At 64.0% G+C, this 12,799-nt stretch carries 12 protein-coding genes; 10 read left to right on the forward strand and 2 right to left on the reverse strand.

The features are described from left to right. Positions 1-101: 101 nt before the first annotated feature. From NLM25_RS30545 to NLM25_RS30570, 6 genes are all read left to right on the forward strand, one after another. Positions 102-923 carry an ABC transporter ATP-binding protein gene (locus NLM25_RS30545; protein WP_254121405.1) on the forward strand — a complete coding sequence of 274 codons (822 nt, stop codon included), beginning with the start codon at positions 102-104 and terminating at the stop codon, positions 921-923. Next, the gene (locus tag NLM25_RS30550; protein ID WP_254139457.1) at positions 920-2,851 is read left to right on the forward strand and encodes a long-chain fatty acid--CoA ligase; all 1,932 of its coding nucleotides are present in this window, start codon (positions 920-922) and stop codon (positions 2,849-2,851) included. The genes NLM25_RS30545 and NLM25_RS30550 overlap by 4 nt, the downstream gene beginning before the upstream one ends. Before the next feature lie 97 nt (positions 2,852-2,948). Further along, entirely contained in the window at positions 2,949-3,842 is an 894-nt protein-coding gene (locus NLM25_RS30555; protein WP_014493866.1) for a branched-chain amino acid ABC transporter permease, read from the forward strand. A 3-nt stretch (positions 3,843-3,845) separates the two neighbouring features. Continuing rightward, on the forward strand, positions 3,846-4,919 hold the full coding sequence (locus tag NLM25_RS30560; protein ID WP_254139458.1) for a branched-chain amino acid ABC transporter permease: 1,074 nt from the start codon (positions 3,846-3,848) through the stop codon (positions 4,917-4,919). 46 nt (positions 4,920-4,965) lie between these two features. Beyond that, on the forward strand, positions 4,966-6,249 hold the full coding sequence (locus NLM25_RS30565; protein WP_254121409.1) for an ABC transporter substrate-binding protein: 1,284 nt from the start codon (positions 4,966-4,968) through the stop codon (positions 6,247-6,249). Between the two features lie 131 nt (positions 6,250-6,380). After that, positions 6,381-7,220 carry an ABC transporter ATP-binding protein gene (locus NLM25_RS30570; protein ID WP_254121410.1) on the forward strand — a complete coding sequence of 280 codons (840 nt, stop codon included), beginning with the start codon at positions 6,381-6,383 and terminating at the stop codon, positions 7,218-7,220. Here the strand turns inward: NLM25_RS30570 and NLM25_RS30575 are convergent. Continuing rightward, a complete protein-coding gene (locus NLM25_RS30575; protein WP_254139459.1) occupies positions 7,217-8,359 on the reverse strand; it encodes an AGE family epimerase/isomerase in 1,143 nt (380 codons plus the stop codon). The two genes, NLM25_RS30570 and NLM25_RS30575, sit on opposite strands and share 4 nt — an antisense overlap. Positions 8,360-8,445: 86 nt before the next feature. On the opposite strand from NLM25_RS30575, the gene NLM25_RS30580 reads away from it, so the two are divergent. Next, positions 8,446-9,669, forward strand: coding sequence for a phenylacetate--CoA ligase family protein (locus NLM25_RS30580; protein WP_254139460.1), 1,224 nt, complete (start codon positions 8,446-8,448; stop codon positions 9,667-9,669). A gap of 456 nt (positions 9,670-10,125) precedes the next feature. After that, a complete protein-coding gene (locus NLM25_RS30585; RefSeq protein WP_254139461.1) occupies positions 10,126-10,761 on the forward strand; it encodes a hypothetical protein in 636 nt (211 codons plus the stop codon). Here NLM25_RS30585 and NLM25_RS30590 read toward each other — a convergent pair. Next, positions 10,735-10,908 (reverse strand): hypothetical protein, encoded by a 174-nt coding sequence (locus NLM25_RS30590; RefSeq protein ID WP_254139462.1) that lies wholly within the window; start codon positions 10,906-10,908, stop codon positions 10,735-10,737. The two genes, NLM25_RS30585 and NLM25_RS30590, sit on opposite strands and share 27 nt — an antisense overlap. Positions 10,909-11,059: 151 nt before the next feature. Between NLM25_RS30590 and NLM25_RS30595 the strand changes: the two genes are divergently transcribed. Together NLM25_RS30595 and NLM25_RS30600 are read left to right on the forward strand one after the other, a co-directional pair. Continuing rightward, complete coding sequence (locus tag NLM25_RS30595; protein WP_254139463.1) at positions 11,060-12,355, forward strand: DNA methyltransferase; 1,296 nt, start codon at positions 11,060-11,062, stop codon at positions 12,353-12,355. Beyond that, a complete protein-coding gene (locus NLM25_RS30600) occupies positions 12,352-12,786 on the forward strand; it encodes a DUF5681 domain-containing protein (RefSeq protein ID WP_254139464.1) in 435 nt (144 codons plus the stop codon). Before NLM25_RS30595 ends, NLM25_RS30600 begins: the two co-directional genes overlap by 4 nt. Positions 12,787-12,799: the final 13 nt, after the last annotated feature.

Consider the following 12,799-nt stretch of genomic DNA (forward strand, 5'->3'; position numbering starts at 1 on the left):
ATCTGCTGCATGGCCTCACCGGCACGGCCGTACTAGGATTGCCCGAGAGGAACGGACGAAGAGCGCCGCTGAATGCGCCATCACCGGGAGGGATTTGTTTGGTGGCTACCAGTCTCGAAGTGCGCGGCGTGTCCTTGCGATTCGGCGGCGTCCGTGCGCTGACCGATGTCAGCTTTGCCATCAATGCGGGCGAGCTGTTCTCGATCATCGGCCCCAACGGCGCGGGCAAGACCTCGATCGTGAATTGCATCTCCGGCCGTTACAAGCCGACCGAAGGCCAGCTGTTCTACCAGGGCCGCGACATCACGGGGCTGACGCCGAACGCGCGCCCCACGCTCGGCATCGGCCGCACCTTCCAGAATCTGGCGTTGTTCCACCACATGAGCGTGCTCGACAACATCATGGTCGGGCGCCATCACCTCCTGAAGAACAACTTCCTCACGGGATCCCTGTACTGGCTCACCGGCGCGCGCAAGGAAGAGCTCGACCACCGCCGCAAGGTCGAGGAGATCATCGACTTCCTCGATCTCCAGTCGGTGCGAAAGGCGCAAGCCGGCACCCTCTCCTACGGCCTGCGCAAACGCGTCGAGCTCGCCCGCGCCATGGCGCTGGAGCCCCGCCTCATTCTCCTCGACGAGCCGATGGCCGGCATGAACTTCGAGGAGAAGGAAGACATGGCCCGCTACATCGTCGACCTCAACGAGGAGTTCGGGATGACGGTGGTGATGATCGAGCACGACATGGGCGTGGTGATGGACATCTCCCACCGCGTCATGGTGCTCGATTTCGGCCGCAAGATCGCCGAGGGCGATCCGGCCGCCGTGCTCGCCGATCCCCACGTCAGGCGCGCCTATCTCGGCGAGGAAGACGAGGTGCTGGTCGATCCGGACGATGCTCCGCCAGCGCAGGAGAGCGCGGCATGATGGATTATGCAGGCCGCGTCGCGCAGGCCGACACCTATCCGAAGATGCTCCGGCTCAACGCCAGGGAGCACGGCAACGAGATCGCGCTGCGCGAGAAGGATCTCGGGCTCTGGCGCGTCTTCACCTGGAATGATTACCACACCCGCGTACGCGACTTTGCGCTCGGCCTGATCGAATTGGGCCTGGGGCGCGAGGACGTCATCGGCATCATCGGCGACAACCGGCCGGACTGGGTCGCGGCGGAAGTGGCGACCCACGCCATCGGCGGCCTCAGCCTCGGGCTATATCGCGATGTGCTGGACGAGGAAGCCTCCTACCTCCTCAACTATGGCGAGGCGCAGCTCGTTTTCGCCGAGGACGAAGAGCAGGTCGACAAGCTGCTGGCGCTTGCCGAGCGGGTGCCGCGGCTGAAGCACATCATCTATTCCGATCCGCGCGGGATGCGGAAATATGACGACCCGCGGCTGATGTCGGCAGAAAAGTTTGCCGAGCTTGGCCGGGCCCGTGCTGCGCGGGAGCCGGACCTTTACGATCGGCTGGTGGACGCGACCAGGGGCGAGGATGTCGCGATTCTCTGCACCACGTCGGGCACCACCTCGCACCCGAAGCTTGCCATGCTCGCCGCGGGCCGCGTGCTCGGCCATTGCGCGACCTATCTCGCCTTCGATCCGAAGGGGCCGGACGACGAATACGTCTCCGTGCTGCCGCTGCCGTGGATCATGGAGCAGGTCTATGTGCTCGGCAAAGGCCTGCTGTGCCGGATGAAGATCAACTTCGTCGAAGAGCCCGATACGATGATGAACGATCTGCGCGAAATCGCGCCGACGTTCGTGCTGTTCGCGCCGCGCGTCTGGGAATCCATCGCCGCCGACGTCCGCGCCAAGGTGATGGACGCAACGCCCTTCAAGCAGCGCCTGTTCGACATCGGCATGAAAAGTGGCCTCGCCGCGCTTGCAGACGGCAAACGTTCGGGCTTTGCCGACGCGATCCTGTTCCGCGCGCTGCGCGACCGTCTCGGCTTTACCCGCCTGCGTTCGGCCGCGACCGGCGGCGCGGCACTCGGCCCCGAGACCTTCAAGTTCTTCCAGGCCATGGGCGTGCCGCTGCGCACGCTCTACGGCCAGACGGAATTGCTCGGAGCCTACACGCTGCATCCCGAGGGCAAGGTCGACCCCGACACGACAGGCGTGCCGATGGCCGACAGCGTCGAGATCCGCATCGACAATGCCGACGTCCATGGCGTCGGGGAGATCGTGGTGCGGCATCCCAACATGTTCCTCGGCTACTACAAGAACCCCGAGGCAAGCGTTGCCGACATCAAGGACGGCTGGATGCTGTCGGGCGACGCCGGCTACTTCAACGACAACAGGCAACTCGTCGTCATCGACCGCATCAAGGATCTCGCCGAGACCTCGCGCGGCGAGCGCTTCTCGCCGCAGTTCATCGAGAACAAGCTGAAATTCTCGCCGTATATCGCCGAGGCCGTGGTGCTGGGCGCCGGCCGCGACGCGCTCGCGGCGATGATCTGCATCCGCTACTCCATCATCTCGAAATGGGCGGAGAAGAGCCGGCTCTCGTTCACGACCTACAGCGACCTCGCCTCGCGGCCGGAGGTCTACACGCTGCTCCAGAAGGAGGTCGAGATCGTCAACGCCACGCTGCCGCCGGCCCAGCGCATCTCGCGCTTCCTGCTGCTCTACAAGGAGCTCGACGCCGACGACGGCGAGCTCACCCGCACCCGAAAGGTACGCCGCGGCGTCATCAACGAGAAATACGAAGGCATCATCGACGCGATCTACCGCGGCGATGCCGACATCCCCGTCGACACCGTGATCCGCTTCCAGGACGGCACCACGCAGCGCGTACGAACGACGCTGCGCGTGGTGGATCTCGGCGGACACGGCCACATGGCGGAGGCTGCGGAGTGAACTTTCAGTCAGCCACGAGCGCGATGCGCGTTGCTGTGCCCTCTCCCCTTCTGGGAGAGGGGAAGAGCGCGCCGGATTTGTCAGCGAGCACAACTGCATGAACACCGCCTTCCTCATCCAGCTCCTGGTCAACGGCCTCGTGGTCGGCACGCTTTATGGCGTGGTCGCGATGTCGTTCGTGCTGATCTACAAGGCGACGCAGGTCGTCAACTTCGCGCAAGGCGAGCTGCTGCTGGTCGGCGCCTGGGTGTGCTGGGCGCTGCTTGCGAAATACCAGGTGCCGTTCTGGATCGGCATGCCGATGACGCTGGTATTCATGTTCGTATTCGGCATCGCGATCCAGGTACTGATCCTGCGGCCGATGATCGGCGAACCCATCATCTCGGTGATCATGGTGACGATCGGCCTCTCGACCGTGCTCCAGGCCACGCTGAAATGGATGTTCGGCGTCAACCCGCAGCCGTTCCCGCGCGTGTTCGAGAGCCAGTCGGTCAGCCTGCTCGGCCTCCAGATCCAGACCGTCTATGTCATGAGCCTCGTGGTCTCGGTCGCGATGATGATCGGCATGGCCTGGTTCTTCCGCGCCTCGAAATACGGCCTTGCGATGCGCGCCACCGCGTTCAACCAGCAGGTCGCGCAATCGCTCGGCATTTCCGTGAAAAGCGTGTTCGCGATGGCCTGGGCGATCTCGGCGACGGTGTCGGCGGTCGCGGGTGTCGTGGTCGCCGTCGTGAACGGCGTGTCGTCTGGCCTTGCCGCCTACGGCATCAAGGTGTTCCCGGCGGCGATCCTCGGCGGGCTCGATTCCGTCGGCGGCGCGGTGCTCGGCGGCATCATCATCGGCCTGCTCGAGAACATCGCGCAATATGTCGACAGCGAGTATCTGCACTGGGGCAATCTCTACGAGATCGCGCCGTTCTACGTCCTCATCATCGTGCTCATGATCAAGCCCTACGGCCTGTTCGGCACCCACGACATCGAGCGGATCTGACCCATGGCCGGCCCTGCCCTCATCCCCGCTGGTGATTTCCGCACCTCTTACGCAGCGGACACCACGATCTTCCCGACCACGACCAGCCGCAACTTTGCGATCATCGGCGTGCTGCTGCTCTGCCTCGTGCCGCAATTCCTCGGCGGGTACTGGCTCAGCATCCTGATCCAGATCGGCATCTTCTCGATCGCGGCGCTCGGCCTCAACATCCTGGTCGGCTTCACCGGCCAGATCTCGATCGGCCACGCCGCCTTCTTCCTGCTGGGTGCCTTCACCTCGGCCTACATCTCCAACAACGCCCCGATCCCGGTGTTCTTCGCGATCCCGCTCGCGGGCGTCGTCACCGCGCTGGTCGGGCTGATCTTCGGCATCCCGGCGGCGCGGTTGAAGGGCCTCTACCTCGTCATCGCAACCCTGGCGGCGCAATACATCCTGCTCGACTTCTTCTCCCGCGCGGAGTGGTTCACCGGCGGCTCGGTGCCGGCCAGCGCCAACCCGTTCTCGATCTTCGGCTTCACCCTGCGCGGCGACAGGCAATATTTCTACGTCGTTCTGGCCTATGTGGTCGCGAGCTACATCCTCGTCACCAATCTGATGCGCACGCGCGACGGCCGCGCGCTGGTGGCGATCCGCGACCATTATCTCTCCGCCGAGATCATGGGCATCAACCTCACCAAATACCGCACGCTGTCGTTCGGCCTCGCCGCCTTCTTCGCCGGGATCGCCGGCGCGCTCTATGCGCACTACCAGCTGGTGGTCTCGCAGGAAGGCTTCGGCATCGAGCGCTCGATCCTGTTCCTCGCCATGATCATCATCGGCGGCACCGGCTCGATCATGGGCACGCTGATGGGCACCGCCTTCGTGGTGCTGCTGCCCGAGACGATGGAATTCATCAGCCTCCACCTGAAGGGCGGCGCGATCGACAAGGCGCTGTCCCTCAACACCAACATCACCTTCCTGCGCGAGATCGCGATCGGAGTGATCATCATCGCGTTCCTGATGTTCGAGCCGGACGGGCTCGCCCATCGCTGGCGGCAGATCAAGGCGTACTGGAAACTCTACCCGTTCTCGCACTGAGCGCGGGCAACTCTCGAACCAACAAATAAACAGGAGGAGGCAACCAATGAAGACAAAATCCCTTTTGAGCACCGCATCGCTCGCGCTGGCGATCGCCGCATTCTCGGCGGGCGCGCAGGCGCAGATCGCGATCGGCCATCTCGCCGATTATTCCGGCGGCACCTCCGACGTCGGCACGCCCTACGGCCAGGCCGTCGCCGACACCTTCGCCTGGGTCAACAAGAACGGCGGCGTCGGCGGCAAGCAGCTCAACGTCGATACCAACGACTACGGCTACCAGGTGCCGCGCGCGATCGCGCTCTACAAGAAATGGTCGGCGCCGGACTCGAAGGTCGCCGCGATCATGGGCTGGGGCACCGCGGACACCGAAGCGCTGACCGGCTTCCTCGCCCAGGACAAGATCCCCGACCTCTCCGGCTCCTATGCTGCCGCGCTCACCGATCCCGAAGGCGTCAGCGGCAAAGCCAAGCCCGCGCCCTACAATTTCTTCTATGGTCCGAGCTACTCGGACTCGCTGCGCGCGATGCTGATGTGGGCGGCCGAGGACTGGAAGGCCAAGGGCAAGTCCGGCAAGCCGAAATTCGTGCACATGGGCGCCAACCACCCCTATCCGAACGCGCCGAAGGCCGCAGGCGAAGCCATGGCGCAGGAGCTCGGCTTCGAGGTGCTGCCGCCGCTGGTGTTCGCGCTGGCGCCGGGTGACTACAGCGCGCAGTGCCTGAGCCTGAAATCCTCGGGCGCCAACTATGCCTATCTCGGCAACACCGCCGCTTCCAACATCTCGGTGATGAAGGCCTGCAAGACCGCCGGCGTCGAGATCCAGTTCCTCGGCAATGTCTGGGGCATGGACGAGAACGCCGCCAAGACCGCGGGCGATGCCGCCAACGGCGTGATCTTCCCCTTACGCACCGCAGTGAGCTGGGGCGGCGATGCACCCGGCATGAAGACGGTGATGGAGATCTCGAAGATGTCCGACCCCAGCGGCAAGGTCTACCGTCCCGTGCATTACATCGCCGCCGTCTGCTCGGCGCTCTACATGAAGGAAGCGCTCGACTGGGCCGCCAAGAACGGCGGCGCCACCGGCGACAACGTCGTGAAGGGCTTCTACCAGAAGAAGGACTGGGTGCCGGCAGGCATGGAGGGCGTCTGCAATCCCTCGACCTGGACTGACAAGGACCACCGCGGCACGCTGAAAGTCGACCTCTATCGCACCAAGATCGCGGGCGCGACCGACGGCGACCTCAACGACCTCATGGCCAAGGGCACGATCAAGCTCGAGAAGGTCAAGACCATCGAGCTGCCCCGCAAGCCGGAATTGCTGGGTTGGTGAGTTCTATCTGTTCGTCGTTCCGGGGCGATGCGAAGCATCGAACCCGGAACCTCGAGATTCCGGGTTCGGTCCTGCGGACCGCCCCGGAATGACGGCGAGAAGTTGCGACGACACCGCGAGAGTGACTGACCATGAGTGAAACGGCTCAAATCGATCGCCCGCCCCCCACCGCCGTGGCGCCCGCCGCCCTCCTCAGCGTGCGCAACATCGAGGTGGTCTATGACGACGTCATCCTGGTGCTGCGCGGCCTCAGCCTCGACGTGCCCAAGGGCGCGATCGTGGCGCTGCTGGGGGCCAACGGCGCCGGCAAGTCGACGACGCTGAAGGCGATCTCGGGGCTGCTCAAGACCGAAGACGGCGAGGTCACGCGCGGCGAGATCCTGTTCGAGGGCTCCGCTATCGCCGGCATCGATCCCGACAAGATCGTCCGCCGCGGCATCTTCCAGGTGATGGAGGGCCGGCGCATCGTCGCCGACATGACGTCGCTCGAAAACCTCAAGCTGGGCGCCTTCACCCGCAGGGATCGCGAGGTCGATGCCGATCTCGACATGGTCTTCAACTATTTCCCGCGCCTGAAGGAGCGCACCGGCCTTGCCGGCTACCTCTCCGGCGGCGAGCAGCAGATGCTTGCGATCGGCCGCGCGCTGATGGCGCGCCCGAAGATGATCTTGATGGACGAGCCGTCGATGGGCCTGTCGCCGCTGCTGGTGAAAGAGGTGTTCTCCATCATCCAGAAGATCAACCGTGACCTCGGCGTCACCATCCTGCTGGTCGAGCAGAACGCCCGCGCCGCGCTTTCGGTGGCGAGCCACGGCTACATCATGGAGCAGGGCAAGGTCGTGCTCGACGGCACTGCGGACGAGCTGCGCGACAACGAGGACGTCAAGGAGTTCTACCTCGGCGGCGCCGGCGACCAGCGCAAGAGTTTCAAGAACCTCAAGAGCTTCAAGCGGCGCAAACGGTGGCTCTAACCTTCCAGCACCTGCTCCGCTTCCGTGACTGCGCAGAGAACATGATAGAACGACGACGCAGGAATGGTGTCGACCAGCGATTTGCCGTCGCGATCGAACTGGTCGTACCAGCCGCCCTTCACGGGATGGCTGAGATAATGCCGTTCGAGCCGCACCAGCGCCGCGCGCGCCTCATCCGCCGCGCCGGCCTCGCCGGACTCGGCCTGCGCGATCCACGCCTTCGCCATCTCGGTCTGCGGCCACAGCCGCCGCGTGCCGCGGCGGACGTTGCCGCTGGCATCGCCCTCGTCGGGGAGACAGCCGGTGGCGTCGTCACGATAGCGCAGCGCAGTCGCCAGCAGCTCCGCGCGCCGCTGCCCGGTCGGGCAACCCGTGATGCGTTCAAACCCCTTCAGCAGCCAGACCCACTCCGCCTGGTGGCCGGGCTCGACGCTGACCGGTTCGATCTTCGACCAGTCCTCCTCGAAATACTCCGTCAGGATCCGCTTCTGCTTGTCGTAGAGATTGGCGAGGAACAGCGCGAAGAATTCGCCGGCACGGTTCTGAAACGACAGATCGTGGGTCACGTCGAAGCACGCGATCATCGCCTCGAACAGATGCATGTGGGGGTTCTGCCGCCGCGGCAGCGAGACCGGCAGGCTCTCGTGCACGCCGCCATGCGGCGAGCGCAGATGGCCGTCGAGGAAGGCGAGCAGAGCGTCGATCTCGGCGCGAATTTGCGCGTCCCGGTCGAGCGCGTAGACGGCGGCGAGCGCAAACAGGATGAAGGCGTGGTCGTAGGCATCGCGCCGGCCGTCCAGCACGGCGCCCTCCGGCGTCAGCCGGTGCACATAGCCCGGCCGGCCGTCCGACGCCTTCGCGCGTGCCAGCAGATGCTCCAGCCCCTTCAGCGCGATGGCGCGCCCCTCGGGGTACCAGCCCATCTGCGCCGCCTTGGCGTAGCACCAGATCTGCCGGGCCTGCACGAACACACGCCGCGGCGCGGCCGTATCAGCCGTGCCATCCCGATGCAGCCGGTCGATGAAGCCGCCCGCGGTCTGGTCCCAGCCGACGGTCGACCACAGCGGCAGCGCCTCGTCGATCATACGGCGCTTCAGGCGCGCGACGACATCCGCCGCAATCATTCCTTCGTCCGCCATCGCGTCCTCTTCAAACCTCGCCCAGGGCCGTCTGATACCCATGCCGGCGGCGGCGTGCAACGGATGCCAACCCGGAAAGACCAGCCATGACCGCCCATTACGACGCCCGCGAGACGCGCGAACAGGCCGTGCGCGAGGCGGAGCTGTTCTCCCGCCTGCCGGACGTGCTGCGCGGCGCGATGGCCGCGCCCGCCTATGCCGAGCGGCTGAAGGGCGTTGACCCGGCCGCGGTGACCTCCCGGGCGGCGCTGGCGGACCTGCCGGTGCTGCGCAAGTCGGAGCTGCCGGCCCTGCACAAGGCCTCTACGCCCTTCGGAGGCTTCGTGGCGGCAGCCCCGGGATCGTTCGCCCGCCTCTTCACCTCCCCCGGGCCGATCTTCGAGCCGGAGGGGCGGCAGGCCGATCCCTGGCGCGGGGCGCGGGCGCTGTTCGCGGCCGGGTTCCGTCCCGATGACATCGTGCTCAACACCTTCAGCTACCACCTCACCCCCGGCGGCTTCATCTTCGACGCCTCGGCGCGCGCCCTCGGCTGCGCGGTGATCCCGGCCGGGCCGGGCAACACCGAGCAGCAGTTCGAGCTCATCGAGGCCTACCGTCCGGTCGGCTACAGCGGCACGCCGGACTTTCTGAAGATATTGCTCGATGCCGCAGCAACCGCCGGCCGCGACGTCTCATCGATCAAGCGGGCGCTGGTCTCGGGTGCCGCGTTCCCGCCCTCGCTCCAGGCCGAGATCAAGGCGCGCGGCATCGATGCCTACCAGGCCTTCGGCACCGCCGACCTCGGCCTCATCGCCTTCGAGACCGAGGCGCGCGACGGCATGGTCGTGAACGAGGATTTGATCATGGAGATCGTCAAGCCCGGCACCGGCGATCCCGTCGCGCCGGGCGACGTCGGCGAGATCGTGGTGACCTCGCTCGATCCGCACCATCCCTGGATTCGGCTTGCGCTCGGCGACCTCACCGCGGCGCTGCCGGGCCCAAGCAAATGCGGGCGCACCAACATGCGCATCAAGGGCTGGATGGGCCGCGCCGACCAGACCACCAAGGTCAAGGGCATGTTCGTCCGACCCGAGCAGGTCGCCGAGATCGGCAAGCGCCATGCCGCACTGGGACGATTGCGCCTCGTCGTCATGCGCCAGGGCGAGGCCGATGCGATGACGCTGCGAGCCGAAACTGCGGACGCGAACGACGCCCTGCGCGAGGAAATTGCGGGCACCTTGCGTGCGGTGACGAAGCTCGGCGGCAATGTCGAGCTGGTCAGCCCGGGTGCGCTTCCGAACGACGGCAAGGTGATCGCGGACGAGCGGTAAGCGCTCAAACCCCAACTCCCTGGTAACAGGGAATTCTACAGGGAAAACACATCGCTCCAGCCGGCGATCAGCGTGAAACACCGCCAAGAAGTGCCATGAAAATAAGCCATTTTGGGACTGCAGCGACAAAAACTAGAACAGGGAAATTTTCGGATAGGATCAGGGAGGGGGCGCGCCCCGATCAGGGAAAACCTCCGTTTGCCGGGTAAGCGTTGCGAGCTCAAACTCAGGGACGTACTCGAAGTCCGGCGGCTCCGGTTTCGGCATCGGCGATTAGGGTCTTGAGTCCGTCTCGCCAATGGGCCTACGGATCGCTGTCCTTCCTGTTGGCTCACAAAAAATCGGGACGACCCTTCCGCCGTGACTATACCGGTTTCGGCACGACCGTAGAGTTACGGGTTGAAACGTTAAGCGCTTGTGCCTCAAAATTAGCATCCTGGGGGCCGCATTAGCATCTTGAGCGACAACATGCCCGCTTACGAATGGTTGAAACCCCACGACCGCAAGAACCGACGCTCGATTGCGGACGCCATCGACCTTCTGCATCCCCAAGGCGCGTGGACTGGGAAAATCCGGGTCGGCGGCTTAAAGCTCCCCTCACAAGACGTTGTCGGCCTGGTCGCCGTCTTTGCCGAGAACGATGTGGCGGAGACAACTTTCATCGTCACGCTGCCTAGCGCCAAGCAATTTCGAGCTCGACGTCACGACAGGCAGGAAATCGAGATATTCGACATCTTTCGACTCGACGGAGCGACCGTCGATGGCTTCGGCAATGTCGAGCTTGTGGATGGCACGAGGCTTCGGGCGGCCGACGTCATCCCCGCTCCGCTGCCCACTACGGTGACCGAGCTCGAATGGAGCATTCTGCATGGCACCATCGCCCTGATGAAAGCTGAGCAAGAGTGCTACACTTACCCGGCCCCATTTGGTCAACCCAGCCAAGCACTCGATTGCAGCAAACTGCCCGGCCTCAAGGGGAAGGTTCCGCCGCGAAAGGAGATATTGCGGTACATTGCGAAGCAAGAGCCTGCGCTTAAAAGCTTGTCCAGGCAAAAGGTGGCCGACTCACTGCGCAAGTTCGGCATGCTGTAGCCAGACCGCGTCGAACGCGACGCCCCGGATCGGCCGCTGCCATTTGATGCGTTTTGTTGCCACAATTCGACTTGCATCACGCTTGATGCAGGCGTCCGAAAAATGATGAAGATAGTTAGCTCCTTCAACCACGAGGAGCTTCAACATGACAAGGGCCGCCCCCAAAGCATCCGACAAACACACTGCCGTTCCCCATTGCTTAACGCCAACTGAGCAAGTCCAACGCGCGGGCAAAACCCGTCTGCAGGTTGCGAAGACAAGCTCTCGTTTGCCACATGTTGGTCAACCGAACGTACGAATGCTGCCGCCGCAATCTCTTAAGGCGGCGAAGAAGAACGCGCGGATCCACTCCAAGAAGCAAATTAAGCAAATCGCAAACTCGATCCTGCAGTTCGGTTGGACCTATCCCATTTTGGCGGACGAGGATCTGCAGGTCATCGCCGGGCACGCCCGCAGGGAGGCGGCCCAGCAGCTTGGATTGAAGCAGGTTCCCGTCCTGGTGATGCGGGACCTGAGCGACGCTGCAAAGCGCGCACTGGCGCTCGCCGACAACAAGATTCCGGCAAACGCAGGCTGGGATCGCAAGCTGCTCGCAGAAGAACTTGGTGAGCTCGCCTCTTTACTTCCCGAATGTAATCTTAGCCTCGACATCACCGGGTTTGAGCCGGCCGAAATCGACGGGCTGATGGTCGATTTTGGTGACCACGATGTCGGCGATCCCGCCTGCAGACTTGCGGAGCAACCCACCAGCCGCCGGGGCGAGTTGTGGCAGGCCGGCGGTCATCGCGTGCTGTGTGGCGATGCCTGCGATCAAGCGGATTGGGCGGTGCTCGTGGGGCAGGATCTCGCGGCCATGGTAATCGCAGATCCCCCCTACAACCTCCGCATCGGCACGACGCTCGGCCGTGGCAAGATCAAGCACCGGGAATTTCAAGTTGCCTCCGGGGAAAAGTCGCCGGCCGAGTTCACCGATTTTCTTACGAGCGCGATGCGCCTGGCCGTCCAATTCTCGTGCGACGGGTCATTGCATTACATCTTCATGGATTGGCGACACCTGGGCGAGATGCACGGGGCCGGGCACACTGTGTTCGGCCAGCTGCAGAATCTGGTGGTCTGGAACAAAACCAACGGCGGCCAAGGCAGCTTCTACCGCTCCCAACACGAACTGATATTCGTCTACAAGAACGGCGATGCGCCGCATCTCAACAATGTTGATCTGGGCCGCCATGGCCGCAACCGCTCCAACGTCTGGACGTATGCCGGCGTCAATACCTTCCGCACGGATCGTCTCGACGATCTCACAGTGCATCCCACGGTCAAACCGGTCGCCTTGATCGCGGATGCGATCAAGGATTGCACGCGGCGGGGCGATCTAGTCGTTGACCCCTTCCTCGGGTCGGGCACCACGCTGCTGGCGGCGGAGCGCGTCGGTCGCAAAGCCTATGGGCTGGAAATCGATCCATTATATGTCGATGCCGCAATCCGCCGGTGGCAGGACGTCACCAGGCGCGATGCAGTTCTCGTCGCCACCGGACAGACATTCGACGAGGTCGCCGCTGAGCGTTCCGGCACAACACCGGAGAGCGGCAGATGAGCCGGCGCAAGCAATCAGGCCCGCGCCGCACTCGCAGGGCAGAGCAAAATCATGATGACCGTGTTGGTTACGGCCGTCCACCCCGCGGGCACCAGTTCAAGCCGGGGCAATCCGGGAACAAGAGCGGCCGACCAAAGGGATCCAAAAACGAGGCCACAATCATCAACGAGCTTCTCAACCGCAAAATCGACATGCGTGAAAACGGACGACTGCGCAGGATCACCGTGCTCGAAGGCATCCTGACCCGATTTGCGAACGACGCGCTAAAGGGCAAGGACAAATCGGCCGCTTTCCTTCTCAATCGCAAGCAATTGGTCGAGCCCAGCGAACAGCCTGCAACGCCGCTGCTCGAGGAGGACGATCGCAAGATTTTGGAATTTTACGCCGCACAGCTTTCCGCGCAATTCAAGAAGGACGGAGAATCCGAATGACCACCCGCGATTT

It is taken from the genome of Bradyrhizobium sp. CCGB01 (genome assembly GCF_024199795.1).
Taxonomy (GTDB): domain Bacteria; phylum Pseudomonadota; class Alphaproteobacteria; order Rhizobiales; family Xanthobacteraceae; genus Bradyrhizobium.